The sequence below is a fragment of the Kitasatospora acidiphila genome (genome assembly GCF_006636205.1).
Classification (GTDB): Bacteria; Actinomycetota; Actinomycetes; order Streptomycetales; family Streptomycetaceae; genus Kitasatospora; species Kitasatospora acidiphila.
Map to the genome: position 1 here is coordinate 7,326,833 of NZ_VIGB01000003.1, position 18,742 is coordinate 7,345,574.

Here is an 18,742-nt window from a genome sequence, read left to right on the forward strand (position 1 = left end):
GACTCCATGCGACGGATCTACGAGAAGCGACTACGCCGGAGCGCCTCCGACGCCCGGCACCTCGATGCCACCCGTGCACTGGTGGACTTCCTGCACAGCGTCCAAGGCGACACCCTGGCGATGATCACCATCGATGGCGGGACCAATGGCTACGAGATGTTCCTTTCGGGCGCCGACGTCTCTCGCATCACCTTCTGGATGAAGATGTTCAGCCGCCCGCCCGGGTAACAGTTCCCTCGGGCTGCCCTTCGACGGCCACTGTTCGGCCGTCGCCTGGTCAGCGTAGTACTTCGCTTCGTACTCGTCGGGGCTGAGGTAGCAAGGCATATTTGGAGAGCGGCGGGTGTTGTAGCAGCCGCCGATGTAGGCGAACAGGGCCAGGTCGACCTCGGTGCGGATCGCGAAGGTGGTGCGGCACACGCATTCGGGAACCACTCACGGTGCTTCGCCTGTCCGGCATGTTGGAAGCTCTCGATGCCCGCCTGGCCCAGGCCCAGGGCGGCGAACTCGGCCCCCGACGACGAAACGTATGTCCTGACTCTGTGTAGGCCGCGGGCTGCCACGTGCGGGTTGCGGCTGGCCCGAAGTGCATTCGCCGAGGTCCCGGCCGAGAGCGGGCGGCCGGCGGATAACCTGACGGCGTGATCGGACATCAGCGGGCGGCCGGAGCCGTGGTCGGTTCTGCCGTGGGGGACGCCCTAGGGGCCCCGTTCGAGTTCGGCCCTGCCGGCACGTACTCCGCGCGGTTTCCCCTGCCAGGATCCGACGACGAGATGTGCGGGGGCGGTGGCTGGGAGGCCGGCGAGGCCACCGACGACACGCAGATGGCCGTCCTGGTCGGCGAATCCCTCCTGGAGCACGGTGGGTTGGAGCTGCCGGACATCTTCGCCCGCTTCCAGCGCTGGGCCGTGTCCGAACCCAAGGACATCGGGCTGCAGACCGAGGACGTCCTGACCAACGGCATGCCCTGGAACGTGGCCGCAGCCGTCCACTTCCAGGTCAACCTACGCGCTGCCGGCAACGGTTCGCTGATGAGGGCGGCGACCTCGGCGGTGTACTTCGCCCGCAACGGGCGCCAGGTGACCATGGATGCCGCCCGCAAGATCGCCGCCCTGACCCACGGCGACAGCGCGGCTTGGGAAGGCACCGCCATCTTCCACGAGTTGGTTCGGCTGGCCTTGGAAGGCGACGATCCCTTGGCCGCCCTCCCGGAGATCCTTACTCACGTCGATCCGCACCATCGTGACCGCTACGCCACCGTCCTCGCGCCCACCTGGCACCCGGATGACGCCACCGAGTTCAACGGCGCCGTCTGGCCCTGCCTGGGCTCTGCCGTCTGGGCAGTGCGCACCACCACCTCCTACGAGGACGCCGTGCGTATGGCGGTCGACCTCGGCGGCGACACCGACACCGTCGCGGCTGTCACCGGCGGTCTCGCCGGTGCGATCTACGGCCTCAACGCTATCCCCACCCGCTGGACCGAACCACTCCACGTGCCTTTGCCCGGCTACGGAGGACGGGTACTGCGACTGCCGGAACTCCTCGACCTCGCACACCGTCTCGCCGCCTGAACCACCCCGGCTCATTTGATCGCCGGCCTTGCCGAGTAGGGCCTATGACATCCCTTACCCGGCGCCGCAGCCACCGTGAGCTGACTCGCGCTGGTCAGCCCGTCAGATGCTACGGCTCCGCCTGCGTGCTGCTTGAACTCACGGTTCGCCAGTTGGGCCGAGCAGTAGCGAGTCCGATGCGCAGGGCTTCTGGTCGAATTTCACCCGTTCGTGACGTCACATCCGGGCGAGCCTCGCCTGGCTGGTGTCGGCGGATCCATGCTCGGAGCACGGTGTTCGATCGTCGGCCTGCGGGAGGAGAGGTCAACCGTGGTGATGGGCCGTTCGGCGAGCGGGGGCGCGCATGTTGTGCCAGATGCAGGGCCAGGTGCTTTGGCCATGTGGGCGCGTGAACGTGGAGGGACGACCCAGGCCCAGACATCCGAGAAGGCCGGGCTTCGGTTCGCGTTCTACGGCACGGGTCTCCACCGAGGACCATCAGGACCCCGCCACCTCGCGTGCCTGGCAGCTGCTGAGGGCCGAGTCCCTGGTCTCAGGCCACGGCCGTATCGTCGCGGGGTTCTTCGACGTCGGCCACAGCCGTTCCCTGCCATGGGCGCGTCGTCCCGAGGCCGCCCAGCTCCTCGCCGCCATGGCCGATCCGGACCGGGCTTTCGACGCGATTGTTATCGGCTCCAGCGAACGCGCTTTCCACGGTAACCAGTTCAGCGTCATGGCCCCGCTGTTCGAGCACTACGGGGTTGCCGTGTGGATCCCCGAACTGGGCGGCGCGGCGGACCCGGCGATCGCCGGCCACGAGGAGCTGATGGTTCTTCTCGGCATCCTCGCCAAGCGCGAGATCACCCGGACCCGGATCCGAGTCCGCTCCGCGATGACGGTCCAGGCCCGCGATCAGGGCCGCTACCTGGGCGGGCGACCACCGTACGGGTACCGGCTGGTCGACGCGGGCCCGCACCCCAACCGGGCCTGGGCCCTTCGCGGCATGCGCATCCGGCGCTTGGACGTCGATCCGGAGTGTGGGCCGATCGTCAGGTGGATCTTCGCGCAGCGCCTGGCCGGGCACAGCATGGCCCGGATCACCCGCGCCCTCAACGACACGGCTGTCCCGTGCCCCTCGGCCGCCGACCGTGACCGCAACCCGCACCGCAGCGGCGACCGGTGGACCGTGACCACGGTGCGGTACGTCCTGGCCAACCCCCGCTACACCGGCCGCCAGGTCTGGAACCGCCAGCGCACCGACCACGAGCTGATCGACCCGGACAACACCACCCTCAGGACCCGGGATGTCATGCGCTGGAACAGCCCCGAGGACTGGGCCATCTCCCGCACTCAGGCACACCCCGCGCTCGTCACCGAGGCCGACTTCGTCGCCGTCCAGCACATCCGCGCCGCACGCGAGACCGCCCCCGGCCGAACCTACCTGCTGGCCGGGCTCCTGCGCTGTCGAATCTGCGGCCGCCGGATGGAGTCCTGCTGGGCCAACCAGCGCCCCGGCTACCGCTGCCGGCACGGCCACACCAGTGCCACCCCGAGGCCCGACCGGCCGCGCAACGCCTACGTCCGCGAGGACAGCATCCTGCCGCACCTGGCCGCCCTCGCCATCCGGCTCACGACTACCACGGCTGGCGCCGTCTCACCTGGTACGGCTGAGGCACCGAGCGTCGCCGACTGCATCGGGTACCTCCGTCACAGCAACCTGACGCTCACCTACGACCCGGAAGCGCAGACCCTGATCGCCAACACCGACCGAGAGGGGGAGAGGATTTTCATCGGCTGACTGCCGCCCCGAGGATCACTAGCACTAAGGAGCAGGGAGGGAGCTAAAGACCGAACGCCCGTACCTGGCCGACGACCTGGTACGGGCGCTAAAAACCGCTGCCGGAAACCCCGGAAACATGTACAGCGTGTGTGTCCGAGGGGTGTGCCAACCCATACGTATATGCCGCTACTGTCGGGACAACTGACAGTGCCTTAGCGGAATCGCTGCAACTGGCTAGGCCAACTGCAGATATGGTGCCTGCCGCGGATGGCGGCGCACAATGAGGGCAGCTCGGTTTCACCCGTTTGGGTGGGCTGGCGGGCGACGGGCACGGCCGGCTTCTTGCCGCCGCTCGGCAATCGGCCAGGGTACGGTTCGATGGAGGCATCGTGACTGACATTCGAGCCGTCGCGTCTCGCGGGGCGCTCCGCGATGGTGAGATCTGCTGGCTGTCGGCGCGCTCCGTGGCCGGGAGCCCGGCTGCGGCGGTGCCAAGGCTGGTGTCGTCAAGCCCCGCCGTGCGCAGGAGCCGCGGCAGCGTGCGAATGCCCACCGGTCGAGCACGCGCGATCCCGAAAGCGGCATTAACTGGGCGTTTCGCCCCTGATTTCGGAGGTCAGGTTCCGCGCCAGGTGGGGGTGGCTTCGCCGGTGAGGCGGCGGGTCATCAGGTTGATCATCGCGACGTGAATCATGGCTTCGGAGCGGGCCGGGAGGGCTTCGTAGTCGCGGACCAGGCGCCGGTGGTTCATGAGCCAGCCCAGGGTTCGTTCGACGACCCAGCGGCGAGGTTGGACGACGAATCCCCTGGTGGCGGGGTCGCGTTGGACGATCTCGACGGCGATTCCAAGGGTGGCGCCGTGCTCGACGACGGCGTTCTTGTAGCCCATGTCGGCCCAGGCCTTGCGGAGCGTGGGATGGTCGGAGGCGACCTGGGTCAGCAGTTGCCGGCCGGAGGTGCCGTCCTGGACGCTCGCGGCGGTGACCAGCACCGCAAGGAGCAGGCCGATTGTGTCGGTGATGATGCTGCGCTTGCGTCCGATGATCTTTTTGGCGGCGTCGATGCCCTGGGTTGTGGCGGGGACGTTGGTGGAGGTCTTGACGCTCTGGGAGTCCACGATGCAGGCCGTTGGCTCGGGGTTGCGACCCTCGGCCGTGCGAACGAGACGCCGTAGGAGGCCGTTGAGCTGGGCGAACACGCCGTCCTTCTGCCAGCGGGCGAAGTAGGCGTACACGGTCTGGTGGGGTGGGTAGTCGTGTGGGAGGTAGCGCCAGGGGATGCCGGTTCGATCGACGTAGAGGATCGCGTCCAATAGGTCGCGCAGGTCGTGTTCGGGCGGGCGGCCGAAGGCGAGGGCGCGCGGTGCGGGCCTGGCGCCAGGCGGTCAGGGTGGGTTCGATCAGGGCCCAGCGGGCATCGGATAGGTCGCTCGGATACGGTCGACGAGCCGTCATGATGTATGCGTACTGCTGAACTTCCCGTCTGCCCAGGTGATTCGACGTTGGGCGGACGAATGCGGCTCAGGTCTACTCCTTGGGATGAGACAGGAGAAAGTACGCACTCCCGGCGTCATTTCGTAGACAGGCGACCCTGCTGCCACTTCGTGCACTACGGTCACCGCGGGCGGAGCGGACACACAGCCGGAGAATCATCACCAAGCAATGCACTCAGGGGCGAAACGCCCAGTAAGAAGTCATCTCATTTGGTGAGTCGGCGGTAGCAAATGAGAGTGGCGGCGATGCCGGCGAAGGCGAGGAAGTGTTCGGCCTTGCGTTCGTATCGGCGGTGGAGACGCCGGCATCCGGCGAGCCAGGCGACGGTGCGCTCGACGGTCCAGCGGTGGCGTCCCAGGCGCTCGGAGGACTCGATGCCGCGGCGGGCGATGCGCGGGGTGACGCCGCGGGACCGGAGCCATCGGCGCAGGTGGGTGTAGTCGTAGGCCTTGTCGGCGTGGAGCTTGGCGGGGCGACGTCGGCGTGGTCCGCGTCGGGAGCGGACTGGCGCGATGCCGCGTACGAGCGGTTCCAGGGCCTGGCTGTCGTGCAGGTTCGCCCCGGAGATGCCGATCGACAGGGGTAAACCGGTGCGTTCAGTGACCATGTGGATCTTTGACCCGTACCTGCCCCGATCGACAGGATTCGGACCTGTCAGCTCCCCCTTTTCGCGGCCCTCATGTTCACCGAGTCGACCGCGCACCGCGACCAGTCCAGGTCTCCTCGGGCGCCCAGCTCGTCCAGGACCAGGCGGTGCAGCTTCGCCCACACCCGGGCCGCGCTCCACTCTGCGAAGCGCCGGTGTGCGGTCGGTCCGGACGGGCCAAAGCACGGTGGGAGCTGGGCCCATGTGCACCCGGAGGTGGCCACGAAGATGATCGCGGCCAGCACTTCACGGTCGCCATGGCGACGCCGCCCGCCGCCCTGCGGGCGGGCCGGCGCAGCCGGGACCACCCGCTGGAACAGCTCCCACAACCCGTCCGGCAACAACCGCTCCACGATCGTCACGACCGCAGCCTACCGACCCAAATGAGATGACTTTGTAGTCGTCGGCAGCCGGCGCGCCAGGCGACGGTGCGCTCCACCGTCCAGCGGTGGCGTCCCAGGCGCTCGGAGGATTCGATCCCGCGGCGGGCGATGCGCGGGGTGATGCCGCGGGACCGGAGCCATCGTCGGTACAGCGGAGTGCCGACACCTCGCTTCGCGGGCTCTGCGACCAGCGCCTCAAATGCCCTCGGCCAGCACGACTTCTCTTCGAAGTACCGAGTGCTCCTGCTCACGCGTTATACGCCCACGGGTAGCAGCGTAAGGAGTGGCAATGACTCAACGGAGCGACGATATCTCCCGCGCGATGCCGGGTCGATTCCGGGCATTGAGGTTGCCCCAACCCGGACACCGGCGAGGGCGTCGATCAGTGAAAGGCTACTTCCTGCTGAAGAGCGGATCCGTCTCTTCGTGGAGCACGCCCCCGACCACCGGCATCCTTGTCCTGGGATCCCCTGGCGGCAACGTCGCGACGACCTGAGGCATTGAGATCCTTGGCACCGTGTTGCCTGGTTGTGCCATAAGGAACTCAAGCGAGGTCCCGTAGGCCACGCCGGCCACGCGCGCAAAGACAGCACACGTCGCGCACATAGGGCATGGCTCGGCCGTCGCCACCAAGACGGTCATGGAGGCGGCAGTAAAGCTGCCTTTGTTGATGCTGTACCCCCGGAGCGCATTGAGCTCCGCATGTGCCGACGGGTCGGCGCCGCCGGTATTCGCCGCCCTCCAGACGATCTCACCATTGCCCACGTCGACAAGTACGGCGCCGTAGCCGAATGAATGAGCCGCCCCCTTCGCAACGTCGATCGCTGCGCGCATTGCTGTGTCGAGGTTCCTGCGCACGGGCTCCGGCAATGCGTCGGGCGGCGAGGTGGGGAACTCGGGCTGGAGCGGCAGCTTCGTGGGCGGTGTGCACTGCTGGATGGGTGAGGCCTGCGCGTCTGCGCGCGCCTCACCCGAGAGCGACAGCGCCCCAACGGCACTAATGAAGAGCGCGCCTTGACGCAGCGCCTGGCGGCGATCGACCGAGTGTGGCATCGACGTCGTCATCGGACATCTGACCCAAATAGGCCAAAAGGCTGCGGTGTGGGTGCTCCCGAACATGCCGCAAGTCCCATTGCATCCGACTTCGCGCAGCGCTTGCCGCCCTCGACGACGAGATCACGGTATTCCATGATCATCCCCTCTCGATTCTCGACTATGACTGATGCCTGAAGTAAAGCCTTTAAGCCTTTCTGCATCCCCGTCGCTCGGACGCCCGGAGAACGGGAAGACGTCGCAGGGGTCAGGCACGGCCCCGATGCCCGCCATGCTGGGGTGCGGGGCGCAAGTCCGGACTCGATCCTGAGGCACTCAGCTGTGGCTGGCTGTCGTGCCACGAACGTGCCACGACGAGTGGCACGTAACGGTCAACCAAGTGGTGCGGATAGAGGTTTGTCCAATCCGGGAAGAAGACGCTCTCCGGACCTCGGCTTCGATGCAGCGGGCGGCGCGTCGGGCTTCTCGATCGAGCCGGAGGCCCGTCCGGAAGATCCTTCAGTGACACCGCCAGGCCCCCGACGCCGGTCAGGGCGCGCCCGGTGCAAGGTCACATAAAGAGCGGATCCGTCTCTTCGTGGAGCACGCCCCCGACCACCGGCATGTTCGGCAGGGGGCCCGTCGCGACGACCTGAGGCATCGAGATCCGGATCGGCATGCGGGTGGGTGGATGTCCGATGAGGAACTCGAGCGAGGTTCCGTACGCCACGCCGGCCACCCGCGAGAAGATGGCACACGTCGCGCACATAGGGCATGGCTCGGCCGTCGTCACCAAAACAGTCTTATGCAGAGCCTCCCCATCGGGGTGCAAGAGGCCGAAGTTCCGGAGCACATTGAGCTCCGCATGATTCGTTCCGGGGCCGTCGCCCCCCTTCGCCTCCGCGACGATCCGACCATCATCCACGTTGACCAGTACGGCGCCGAATCCGCGGAACCGCGGTGCCGGCGACACCACTTTGATCGCTGCGCGCATTGCTGTCTCGAGGTTCCTGCGCACGGGCTCCGGCAATGCGTCGGGCGGCGAGGTGGGGAACTCGGGCTGGAGCGGCAGCTTCGTGGGCGGTGTGCACTGCTGGATGGGTGAGGCCTGCGCGTCTGCACGTGCCTCACCCGAGAGCGACAGCGCCCCAACAGCAGCAATGAAGAAGGCGCCCTGACGCAGCGCCTGGCGGCGATCGACCGAGTGTGGCATCGACGTCGTCATCGGATATCTGACCCATTTAGCCCAAAAGGCTTCGGTGTGGGTGCGGGTACTCCCGGGCATGCTGCAAGCCCCATTGCATCCGACTTCGCGTAGCGCTTGCCGCCTTCGACGACGAGATCACGGTATTCCACGATCATCCCCTCTCGATCCTCCACCCACGCCGGGTCGCGTCTGATTTGGCGGGCCTTGGTGCTTAACTCAACGTATCGGTGGTTCAGTAGTGCGACTTAAGTGTCGCGCCCGGGTTCCACTCGTTCGGGTGGGGTCGGCGCGGTCATGAACACACCCTGGCCGTGTATGGCAGTTGTCGTCCTCGATCGGCCTCTGTGACATGCAGAGACTGAGCTGCAGGCGGTGAAGCCTCGACCTCCACGACAGTCAGGCCGCCTGGCTCGCCGGCTGCCGACGACTACATCGCCGCTACGAACGCAAGGCCGAACTCTTCCTCGCCTTCGCCGGCATCGCCGCCACCCTCATCTTCTACCGCCGACTTACCAAATGAGATGACCTCTAACTGGGCGTTTCGCCCCTGAGTGCATTGCTTGGTGATGATTCTCCGGCTGTGTGTCCGCTCCGCCCGCGGTGACCGTAGTGCACGAAGTGGCAGCAGGGTCGCCTGTCTACGAAGTGACGCCGGGAGTGCGTACTTTCTCCTGTCTCATCCCAAGGAGTAGACCTGAGCCGCATTCGTCCGCCCAACGTCGAATCCCCTGGGCAGACGGGAAGTTCAGCAGTACGCATACATCATGACGGCTCGTCGACCGTATCCGAGCGACCTATCCGATGCCCGCTGGGCCCTGATCGAACCCACCCTGACCGCCTGGCGCCAGGCCCGCACCGCACGCGCCCTCGCCTTCGGCCGCCCGCCCGAACACGACCTGCGCGACCTGCTGGACGCGATCCTCTACGTCGATCGGACCGGCATCCCCTGGCGCTACCTCCCACACGACTACCCACCCCACCAGACCGTGTACGCCTACTTCGCCCGCTGGCAGAAGGACGGCGTGTTCGCCCAGCTAAACGGCCTCCTACGGCGTCTCGTTCGCACGGCCGAGGGTCGCAACCCCGAGCCGACGGCCTGCATCGTGGACTCCCAGAGCGTCAAGACCTCCACCAACGTCCCCGCCACAACTCAGGGCATCGACGCCGCCAAAAAGATCACCGGACGCAAGCGCAGCATCATCACCGACACAATCGGCCTGCTCCTTGCGGTGCTGGTCACCGCCGCGAGCGTCCAGGACGGCACCTCCGGCCGGCAACTGCTGACCCAGGTCGCCTCCGACCATCCCACGCTCCGCAAGGCCTGGGCCGACATGGGCTACAAGAACGCCGTCGTCGAGCACGGCGCCACCCTTGGAATCGACGTCGAGATCGTCCAACGCGACCCCGCCACCAGGGGATTCGTCGTCCAACCTCGCCGCTGGGTCGTCGAACGAACCCTGGGCTGGCTCATGAACCACCGGCGCCTGGTCCGCGACTACGAAGCCCTCCCGGCCCGCTCCGAAGCCATGATTCACGTCGCGATGATCAACCTGATGACCCGCCGCCTCACCGGCGAAGCCACCCCCACCTGGCGCGGAACCTGACCTCCGAAATCAGGGGCGAAACGCCCAGTAAGACCGTGTCCTATGTGGTGTTGGCTCACCGCCTACCCTGGTGCCGATCGCACCGATGCGACGCCTCCACAGGGTGGCGTGCTGACAAGCACGTTCACGGATGCACGTGGGCGGGTCAGCGCGCTGTGGCAGTACCAGTCGTCGACGGTGACCGGGAACGCGAGCGACGCGGACGTCACCAGCTACCAATACACCCTCAGCGGTCAGCCGGCGGGGCGGACGGATGCGGCGGGCAACGCCTGGACGTACACCTATGACCTGCTCGGGCGACAGACGAAGGCCAGTGACCCGGACACCGGGACCACGCAGACCTTCTACGACGCCAACTCCCGTGTCGACCACACGATCGACGCCAAGGGCAACACCCTCGCCTACACCTACGACCTGCTGGGCCGCAAGACCGGCATGTACAACGGCAGCATCGCGCCCGCCAACGAGCTGGCGTCCTGGACATACGACACGCTCGACAAGGGGCAGTCGACCTCCTCCACCCGGTACGTGGGCGGAGCCGGCGGCCAGGCCTACACCAGCGCGATCACCGCGTACGACAACGCCTACCGCGCCCTGGGGACAAGCGTCACCATCCCTCCAGCGAAGGCGCGCTGACGGGCACGTACACCACCACCAACACGTACAACCCGGTGCTGGGAACGGTGAAGACCACCACCTACCCCACCCATCCCGGGATGCCGGCCGAGACGGTGGGCTACAACTACGGCTACACCGGCGTGCTGACCTCGGACGGAGGCAACGACTACCTGGTCGACAAGGTCATCTACGACGCCTACGGCCGGCCGACCCGCACCACACTCGGGGCACCCGGTGCGGAGGTCGTCTCGACACAGCAGTACGACGACGCCACCGGGCGGGTCCTCAACTCCTGGGTCGACCGGCAGACCGGAACCGTCTCCGCAGACCAGACCACCTACACCTACAACCCCTCCGGCCAGATCACCTCGGCCAGCGACAACCAGGACGCCACCACCACCGACAACCAGTGCTACACCTATGACTACCTGGGCCGCCTGACCAACGCCTGGACCGACACCCAGGGCACCGTCACCCGCCCCACCGGCACCTGGACCGACAGCTCAGGCGCCCAATTCGGCACAGGCACCTCGGTCTCCGTCCCCAACGTGGGCACCTGCACCAACGCCAACGGCCCCGCCAAGCCCAGCAGCGGCGGCTTGAGTATCGGTGGTCCAGCGCCGTACTGGCAGACGTACGGCTACGACAGCACCGGCAACCGGACCACCCTGGTGCAGCACGACATCACCGGCAACAGCACCAACGACACCACCACCACCCAGACGTTCAATGCACCGAAGACGCTCAACACCCCGACCAGCGCGCCGAACACGGGCGGCGGCCCGGGCGGTCCGCACGCGCTGCTGTCCACCAGCACCAAGTCGGCGTCCGGCACCACGGCGTCGAGTTACCAGTACGACCCCTCGGGCAACACCACCGCCATCACCAGCACTTCGGGAACGACCACGCTGTCCTGGGACGGCGAGGACCACCTGGCCTCGGTGACCGCCACCAGCCAAGCCAGCGGCACCAGTTACCTGTACGACGCCGACGGAAACCAGCTGATCCGCCGCGACCCGGGCAAGACCACCCTCAACCTCGGCTCGGACGAGCTGACCTTGAACAGCGACGGCTCACTCAGCGACGTGCGCTACTACCAGGCGCCGGGCGGCATGACGGTGACCCGCACCAGCACCGGCGGCAACGCCGGCACCCTGATGTACCAGGCGGCCGACCCGCACGGCACCAACAGCGTCCAGATCACCGCCGACACCACCCAGGCCGTCACCCGGCGCCGGATGGACCCGTTCGGCAACCCCCGCGGCACCCAGCCGCAGGCCAGCGCCTGGGCAGGCGACAAGGGCTTCGTCGGCGGCACCCTCGACCCCGCCACCAGCCTGACCAACCTCGGCGCCCGCGAATACGACCCCGTCCACGGCCGCTTCCTCAACCCCGACCCCATCCTCGCTGCCGCAAGCCCGCAGCAGTGGAACGGCTACGCCTACAGCGGCAACGACCCGGTCGACAGCAGCGACCCGACCGGCCTGTGCCCAGCCGACCTTTGCGGCATCGGCACCCCCATCGGCGGCACCGGCAGCAGCCCGGACAACCCGACCCGCTACGTCACCACCCCAAGCGCCGGCACCGGAGACGGCAACAGCGACGTCGGCTACGGCGACAACTCGGTTGACAGCCAGACCATGTCCGACTTCGTCACGTCCGCCCATAAATACCGCAATGGAGATAAAGGAGTCCGCTCGGGGACGAGCCACAAGGAATTTAGCCGCATAGCCAGAATGGTGAACCCCGACACCACGCCGGGCTGGGCCGCCTTCCAGATGTGGAAATATGGGGCGACTGACGAAGAAATAAAATACTTCCTTGCCCATATGCCCGAGTTCCTGGATTGCAGCAGCAAGGGCGCAGACAATGTGCTTGGCGACATGTGCGACTCCCCATTTGGGCTGTCACCCGCCGGCACCTTCTCCGAAGCAGCCATGGGCCTCGCCGCCGCCGACCCAGAAGGCGACGGTGATGCTGCTGCAGCCGCTGGCAGGGCTGAGGAGGACGCCAGTGGCAAGCTCCGCCCAGTAGATGAGACTGGTGAGTCCTCAGCCGCCCGCGACCTGCGCGAATGCCTCTACGGGACAAACAGCTTCATCGGCAGTACTCCCGTGCGGCCAGGTCGTCCGCCCAGCGTCCGCTCGATCCGGGTTCTGATCCTGCGCTTGGTGCGGGAGAACCCGGCGTGGGGGTACAGATCCATTATGGAGCGCTGGGTACAGACCTGCCGCCACGAACTCCTGGACCGGACCCTTATCTGGAACGAACGCCACCTGCGCCATGCCCTGCGCGAGTCCGAACACCACCACAACGCGCACCGGCCCCATCAGGCCATGAAACCAGGCAGCGCCCCTGCGTGCGGTCCCGAACCGATCACCGATCCCAGGCGAATCGCCAGCCTGGACATACGCCGCCACGACCGACTCGGCGGAGTGATCCACGAGTACCGTCATGCCGCTTGACCCGGGAGGATGAGGGTTTCGGCAGGCGCAGAGTTCGCGCAGGTGATGGGCGTTGCACAGGGCATGGGAGGCGCCGGTGTAGGTCTTGTAGGGCTTCCAGCCGTCGTGGACCGCGGCGCCGGTGAACGCGGGCCAGGCCAGGAACCGGGCAGCTTCATCGTGTTCACGGATTGCGGTGATCAGGGAACGCATGCGCGGCACGCTAACGGCCCGTCTGCCGGGGCGGCAGCTGCCAGTCGAACGGCCACAAGTCCGTCTGCCACGAGCCGGTCGCGGCCAGTGCCTCGGCGTTGGAGGGAGTGCGCAGCAGGCAGCGGTGGCGCAGCAGTTCGCGGCGCTCAGTGGCAGTCAGCAGTCCGCGGGGGAGACCACGGTCCCCGGGATCGTCGATGTCGGCCTGGGCATCGGCGTTGACGCGCTCCTCCTTGCTTGTGCGGTAGTCGAGGCGGAAGTCGGTGCGCCACTGCGAGTTGGACCCCCAGCCGTGGGAGAGATCGACCGTGGGCCGGTGACGGCGCAGGAAGGTCCAGTAGAGCGGGGAACGGTCCGCCACGCCCCGCTCGGCGTGGTGCGCCCCGGCGCGGATCCGCACACCCGCGCGACTGAACATCAGAGGACCCGACCACAGGCCCGGCCAGACGACCTCGGTGATCCGGATCGGCTCGTCCGGGTCCGCTGCCTCCTCGACCTCGACGATCTCGCGCAGGAACGGGTCGAAGACGCCGGTCTCCTCGAACGGCACCATGCCCAGGCGGCCGAGCAGTTCGAGGTAGTGCTCCAAGTCGAGCATCGGCCACAGCTCGAGCAGATGAAGCTCATGAGCCCAGGCCGCAGTGGCCCCGGACTCGGGGGAGGCTGGAAGGCGAGAAGGAGGACATCGCTGACGCGGCTCAGCGCGTACAGCTCCCAGAGCAGATCCTGACGGGCATCAGCTGGACCGTCGAACGTCGGCCTGCAGAGGCGAGCGCCGGCACCGGCCAGCTCCGTCAGGTAGCCCGGCGCAGCCCGAGCGAGCCAAGGAGATACCACCTGCGTGTAGGCGTGGGCGCCGTCATAGTCCCTCAACGCTTCGAACAGCTCTCGCGCGTCCACGACCTCCTGCTCCTGATCCATGCGCGAAGCGTAGTCATGCCCGCTGCGGTCGACCGATCGATTTCTGTGAACTGCTTTTCCGTCAAAGTGTTGCCCCGGATGGGGAAGGTGTCGCGGATTGTGGATCACGCCTGCGGGGAATCGCTTCCCGAGTACCGCTGATGAGCGGATGGTGCGCGCTCCTACGGTCGTGAGTCGCGTAGGCACGAGGCATGGGGGAGGGCCGAGTGGCGGCCAAGAAGTCGGTGGCGCAGCAGTTGTTTGCGGCGTACCAGGCGAAGCAGAAGGCCAAGGCCGCTGAGCTGAAGCGGGAGCAGGCGGAGCAAGCGCGTCTGGCACGCAAGGCGGAGCAGGACAGGCAGCGACGCGAGCGCCAGACGGCGGACAAGCTGGCCAAGGAGCGTGAGCGGCTGCTCATCATCGGGGAGAAGGAACTCGCCCGGCAGCAGGCGGCGCAGGAGCGTGACGCTGCTCGCGTCGAGCGGGAACTCGCGAAGAGGCTGGCGGAGCGCGAACGGGCTGCGAAGCTCGAGGAGCGGGAGCGTGAGAAAGCGGAGCGGGAAGCAGTCCGGCAGCGGCAGGCAGCGGAGCTGGAGGAACTGCGTGGATCGGCGGTGCGGCACACCGAGGAGGTCCGCTCGCGGGTCGAAGAATTGGAGTCGATCCTGCTGAACCGGCCCGGCGACGTCGGCGCCTACCGCCGTCGAGCCGAGCGACGCCTGGCGGAGGCGGGTCCGGAGGCGTTCGCCGCGGCGGTCGAGGACCTGCTGGTCCGCTCCCCGCTACCCGAGGGGTGCCGTCCCTCGGTGCGAGCGGCCTACGCACCCGAGGCGAAGCAGCTGCTCCTGGAGGTCGACCTGCCGGGGCAGGGCATCATCCCGCAGGCGGCCGAGTTCCGGTTCGTGGCCCAGCGCAAGGAGGTCGTCGTTCAGCCGCGCAAGGAGGCTGAGGCCAAGGACCTCTACCGGCGGCTCCTTGCCCGACTGGCCCTGCACGCCATCGAGGAGGGCTTCGCGGTCACCGCACCGGCCCTGGTCGACTCGGTCCTCTTCAACGGTCACGTGCAGACCAAGGACCGGGCGACGGGGCGTGCGATCCACCCGTGCCTGGTCAGCGTCGTCGCGGAGCGCGACAGCTTCGCCGAGTTGGTGCTCGACGAGCGCGAGCTGGACCCGGCGCTGTGTCTGCGCCACCTGAACGCGATCGTCTCCCAGCACCCTTATGACCTAGAGGCGGTCGCACCGGTGGCGGTCTTCGACCTGACGAAGTACCAGTTCATCGAAGAGGTTGATGTGGCGTCGACGCTCGACAGCCGCCCGGACCTGGTTCAGATGGACCCGTTCGCCTTCGAGCACCTGGTCCGTCAGCTCTTCGAGGCCAGGGGACTCGAAGCTTGGACGACCCAGGCGAGTCGGGACGACGGCGTGGACGCGGTGGCGATCAACCGTGATCCGCTGACCGGAGGGCTGTGCGTCATCCAGGCCAAGCGGCTGAAGACGACGGTTCCCGCCGATGCGGTGCGGGCGTTGTCCGGCGTCATGGAGGACAAGGCCGCGGCGAAAGGAATCCTGGTCAGCACGGCGTGGTTCGGCAAGGCAAGCGTCGACTTCGCGCACCGCAACGGTCGCATGCAGCTGATCGATGGCAGGGAACTCAAGTCGCTGCTCAAGGAGTACCTGGGGATCGACGCCCTTCTCGGTCTCCCCAAGGTCCCACCTGGCTGGAAGCCGCAAGACCTGCAGTGAGCTGCGGGCTGCCCGTACCGACGCTGACCTGAGCAACTGCCGACCCGCTCAAGTGAAATACGGGAGGAGCGCGCGAGGATCGGCCCCGTGGCTTTGGAAAAGGGCTGACGACGGTGCTGGTGCTCGGGCATGCTCCGCGTGATGAACGGTGAATCGGACGAGCAGTGGGCGTACGCGTCGGTCGGGACGCTGGAGGGACTGGTGCAGCGCGGGCGTGGCCTTGGCGCGTTGTCGGCGCCGGGCGATCCGGCGGCAGGCCAGCTGGTCTACGACTGTGTCCGGCGCGATTGCCGCTGGGACTCGCAGGTAGACGAGCGCCATCTCTACCTGGCGAGACTGATCCGGGACCTGGAGCTGCCGCTGGAGCCGGTCTTCGCCTTGCTGGCGGGTGACGAGGACGAATGCGAGCGGGCCACCAGGGTGCTGGAACTGCTCGCCTTGTCCGGGTCGGTGGAGGCCCGACAGGTCCTGAGGTCGTACATCCGTGAGGGCGAGCACTGGGTGGACGTGCTGGAGTCGGTGGCGGGGTGCTGGCCGGTCGAATGGTGGGACGACCTGGCCGGTCTCGCCCGCTCGCGGCTTGTGGGGGACGAGCCCCTGCTGTGGCGCTCCGAACCGTGGGTGCGCTGGCAGCTCGGGCAGCGGAGCGCCGCGCCGCGTGCCGATCGTCCGGTCGTCGGCGCCGAGGCAGGACTGAGTGGTCGCCAACTGCTCCAAGTGCTCGGCGATCCCGGCGCGCCAGACGGTGCGAAGGTCGGCGCCCTGTGGGCGCTGACTGAGCGTCCGCCGGAGCCGGGGCTGATCCCCATGGTGCCGACGCTGCTCACAGCGGACGGTAGGCGGCCTCTGCCGTTGCTGTCACGCGCGGTCGACCGACTCGGTGCCCTTGCCGTGCCGGCCGCCCGTGAGTGGGCGACGGACCCGCGGCAATGGCTGTCCTGGACCGGGATGATGGTGCTGGCTGAACACGGCGACACAGCAGACCTTCCTGTTCTCATCGAGGAGTTGAGCGCGCACTGGACGGTGCGCGACTGGTGCGGTCCCGACCGGCTGGCGGCCGGCCTTTCGCGCTTCGGGCCCCAAGCGGCCGAAGCCGCTCCACTACTGCGCCGCTTCTGGCTGCACACCCCGCACTCGTACGAGCGGCTGGCCTACCTGAAGGCGTTGGCGGCCATCGACCCGGCGGGGATGGAGCATGCGTATTTCGAGTCCCTCTGGGACTGCGAGTCGGACGCCCGCCTGTTGGGCATTGCTTCAGCGCCCGACATGTTGCCGGTGTGGGAGCGGCTGGCTCAGCTGCGGGACGACCCGATGGAGGAGCCGGAGGTCAGGTCCGCGGCTGGGGAGCGGCTGGTAGCCCTCGACGGGTGACGCAAGATCAGCTCGGCGAATCAAATGGCGTGTTGGTTCCGTGGCCAGGCCGGGCAGATCGGCAAGTTGATGTTCATCCATTCGGGTTAATCATGCTGATTTCCTGTTTTCCTGACGCGTCGGCGGCTATCCCGACAACTGGGGGTAGGCGTGTGTGTAGGAGGTGTCGGCCATGACAGCGAGAGCAACGACGCCGACCCCAACTACTCCACCTCATAACCCGGTTCACTCGCTGGGGGCGTGGGCTGACGCGTTCTCCCGGCCTCGCCCCGGGGTGGACCGTCCGGAGTCAGGTGGTCTGCGGTTCGCGTTCTACGGGCGGGTCTCGACCGAGGATCACCAGGATCCGGTCACGTCTCGGGCGTGGCAGCTCCTGCAAGCCCGGGTCCTGATAGCCGGTCACGGCCGGATCGTGGCCGAGTTCTTCGACGTCGGTCACAGCCGGACCCTCCCATGGGCTCGCCGGTCGGAGGCTGCGGCGCTTCTCGCCGCTGTGGCCGACCCGGACCGGGAGTTCGACGCGATCGTGGTCGGCTCCAGCGAACGGGCTTTCCACGGCAACCAGTTCACCGTCATGGCGCCGCTGTTCGAGCACTACAGCGTCGCGGTGTGGATCCCGGAGCTCGGCGGCGCAGCCGACCCGAGGATCGCCGGGCATGAGGAACTGATGGTCCTGCTCGGCATCCTGGCCAAACGCGAGATCACCCGAACCCGCATACGAGTACGCACTGCCATGACTGTCCAGGCGTGGGAGCAGGGCCGCTATCTGGGTGGCCGACCGCCCTACGGCTACCGTCTGGTCGATGCCGGACCGCACCCGAACCGGGCATGGGCCCGGCGCGGCGTTCGCCTGCAGCGCCTCGACGTCGATCTGGATACTGCGCCGATCGCGCGGTGGATCTTCACCCAGCGCCTGGCCGGGCACAGCATCGCTCGGATCACCCGTGGGCTGAACGACGCGGCCATCCGGTGCCCGTCGGCAGCCGACCCCGATCGCAACGCGCACCGCCGCAGCGAAGGGTGGACGTTGACCACGGTCCGGGCGGTCCTGGCCAACCCGCGCTACACCGGGCGGCAGGTGTGGAACCGGCAGCGCACCGACCACGAGTTGCTCGACCCGGCCAACACCACGCTCGGCCACCGGGAGGTAATGCGTTGGAACACCCCGGACGAGTGGGTCATCTCCACCGCCGCGGCGCACCCGGCGCTGGTCAGCGAGACCGACTTCGTCGCGGTCCAGGGTCTGCGGGTAGCCCGTGAGGGAGTTCCGGGCCGTGTGTACCTGCTGGCCGGGCTGCTGCGCTGCGGCCAGTGCGGCCGGCTGATGGATTCGTGCTGGTCCCATGGCCGACCGGCCTACCGGTGCCGCCACGGCCGCTCCAGCGCCACCGGACCCCGAGCCGACGGCCGCGTCCGCAACCTGTACCTGCGTGAGGACCATGTCCTGCCCCACCTGCCGGCTCTCTGGATCAGGCTCACTCACCCCGAGGACACGCCGGAGCGCCCACACAGGGAGCTGCTCCTGCCTACGAACGAGGAGATGACTGCGCGGCTGCGTGCCGCCGGTCTCACACTGACCTACGACCCCGCAGGCAGGACCCTGACCGCGGACACCCCATCAAGAGAAAGGATTGCCATCGGCTGACCGCCACCACCCGGCCCGCTTAGCGCGAAGCCAGCGAGAAACGACGAACGCCCGCTCCTCGCCGAAGGCCAGGAACGGGCGCCGATGGACACTGCCCGCAGAGCGGGAACC

Annotated in this window: 14 protein-coding genes and 4 pseudogenes; 10 read left to right on the forward strand and 8 right to left on the reverse strand. The window is 67.7% G+C overall.

Annotated features, from left to right (window positions below):
- The first annotated feature begins 6 nt into the window (after positions 1-6).
- From E6W39_RS34605 to E6W39_RS34620, 3 genes are all read left to right on the forward strand, one after another.
- A complete protein-coding gene (locus E6W39_RS34605) occupies positions 7-228 on the forward strand; it encodes a hypothetical protein (protein WP_141636839.1) in 222 nt (73 codons plus the stop codon).
- Between the two features lie 413 nt (positions 229-641).
- Positions 642-1,571 (forward strand): ADP-ribosylglycohydrolase family protein, encoded by a 930-nt coding sequence (locus tag E6W39_RS34615; RefSeq protein WP_141636840.1) that lies wholly within the window; start codon positions 642-644, stop codon positions 1,569-1,571.
- A 631-nt stretch (positions 1,572-2,202) separates the two neighbouring features.
- The gene (locus E6W39_RS34620; RefSeq protein ID WP_228718513.1) at positions 2,203-3,348 is read left to right on the forward strand and encodes a recombinase family protein; all 1,146 of its coding nucleotides are present in this window, start codon (positions 2,203-2,205) and stop codon (positions 3,346-3,348) included.
- 598 nt (positions 3,349-3,946) lie between these two features.
- Here E6W39_RS34620 and E6W39_RS34625 read toward each other — a convergent pair.
- The 5 genes and pseudogenes from E6W39_RS34625 to E6W39_RS34645 form a co-directional block, all read right to left on the reverse strand.
- Positions 3,947-4,784, reverse strand: a pseudogene (locus tag E6W39_RS34625) (IS5 family transposase).
- Positions 4,785-5,028: 244 nt separating this feature from the next.
- Positions 5,029-5,825 (reverse strand): IS5 family transposase gene (locus E6W39_RS34630; protein ID WP_141638127.1). Its coding sequence is split into 2 segments (ribosomal slippage): positions 5,029-5,480 and positions 5,480-5,825, totalling 798 coding nucleotides; the frame shifts between segments, so codons are not numbered across the junction.
- A 2-nt stretch (positions 5,826-5,827) separates the two neighbouring features.
- A pseudogene (locus E6W39_RS40595) lies at positions 5,828-5,986 on the reverse strand (IS5/IS1182 family transposase); the annotation flags it as partial.
- Between the two features lie 259 nt (positions 5,987-6,245).
- Positions 6,246-6,917, reverse strand: a complete 672-nt coding sequence (locus E6W39_RS34640) for a deaminase (RefSeq protein WP_181799579.1) — start codon at positions 6,915-6,917, stop codon at positions 6,246-6,248.
- A 538-nt stretch (positions 6,918-7,455) separates the two neighbouring features.
- Positions 7,456-8,109: a nucleoside deaminase gene (locus tag E6W39_RS34645; protein ID WP_181799580.1), complete on the reverse strand. Its 654-nt coding sequence runs from the start codon at positions 8,107-8,109 to the stop codon at positions 7,456-7,458.
- 385 nt (positions 8,110-8,494) lie between these two features.
- Between E6W39_RS34645 and E6W39_RS34650 the strand changes: the two are divergent.
- The 4 genes and pseudogenes from E6W39_RS34650 to E6W39_RS44350 form a co-directional block, all read left to right on the forward strand.
- Positions 8,495-8,611: pseudogene (locus tag E6W39_RS34650) on the forward strand (IS5/IS1182 family transposase); the annotation flags it as partial.
- Positions 8,612-8,855: 244 nt separating this feature from the next.
- Positions 8,856-9,695, forward strand: coding sequence for an IS5 family transposase (locus tag E6W39_RS34655; protein ID WP_181799581.1), 840 nt, complete (start codon positions 8,856-8,858; stop codon positions 9,693-9,695).
- A 108-nt stretch (positions 9,696-9,803) separates the two neighbouring features.
- A complete protein-coding gene (locus E6W39_RS34660; protein WP_181799582.1) occupies positions 9,804-10,331 on the forward strand; it encodes an RHS repeat domain-containing protein in 528 nt (175 codons plus the stop codon).
- A gap of 1,220 nt (positions 10,332-11,551) precedes the next feature.
- A pseudogene (locus tag E6W39_RS44350) lies at positions 11,552-11,788 on the forward strand (RHS repeat-associated core domain-containing protein); the annotation flags it as partial.
- A 576-nt stretch (positions 11,789-12,364) separates the two neighbouring features.
- Here the strand turns inward: E6W39_RS44350 and E6W39_RS43240 are convergent.
- Together E6W39_RS43240 and E6W39_RS34675 are read right to left on the reverse strand one after the other, a co-directional pair.
- Positions 12,365-12,979 (reverse strand): IS66 family transposase, encoded by a 615-nt coding sequence (locus E6W39_RS43240; RefSeq protein WP_267286780.1) that lies wholly within the window; start codon positions 12,977-12,979, stop codon positions 12,365-12,367.
- A 1-nt stretch (position 12,980) separates the two neighbouring features.
- A complete protein-coding gene (locus E6W39_RS34675; RefSeq protein WP_141636847.1) occupies positions 12,981-13,568 on the reverse strand; it encodes a hypothetical protein in 588 nt (195 codons plus the stop codon).
- Between the two features lie 514 nt (positions 13,569-14,082).
- Here E6W39_RS34675 and E6W39_RS40600 point away from each other — a divergent pair.
- Both E6W39_RS40600 and E6W39_RS34685 read left to right on the forward strand, forming a co-directional pair.
- A complete protein-coding gene (locus E6W39_RS40600) occupies positions 14,083-15,615 on the forward strand; it encodes a restriction endonuclease (RefSeq protein ID WP_220140307.1) in 1,533 nt (510 codons plus the stop codon).
- A 129-nt stretch (positions 15,616-15,744) separates the two neighbouring features.
- Entirely contained in the window at positions 15,745-16,986 is a 1,242-nt protein-coding gene (locus tag E6W39_RS34685) for a hypothetical protein (protein WP_228718514.1), read from the forward strand.
- A 289-nt stretch (positions 16,987-17,275) separates the two neighbouring features.
- On the opposite strand, the gene E6W39_RS42255 is transcribed toward E6W39_RS34685, so the two are convergent.
- On the reverse strand, positions 17,276-17,425 hold the full coding sequence (locus E6W39_RS42255) for a hypothetical protein (protein ID WP_228718515.1): 150 nt from the start codon (positions 17,423-17,425) through the stop codon (positions 17,276-17,278).
- Between the two features lie 54 nt (positions 17,426-17,479).
- Between E6W39_RS42255 and E6W39_RS34690 the strand changes: the two genes are divergently transcribed.
- Positions 17,480-18,631 carry a recombinase family protein gene (locus tag E6W39_RS34690; protein WP_228718517.1) on the forward strand — a complete coding sequence of 384 codons (1,152 nt, stop codon included), beginning with the start codon at positions 17,480-17,482 and terminating at the stop codon, positions 18,629-18,631.
- Positions 18,632-18,742: the final 111 nt, after the last annotated feature.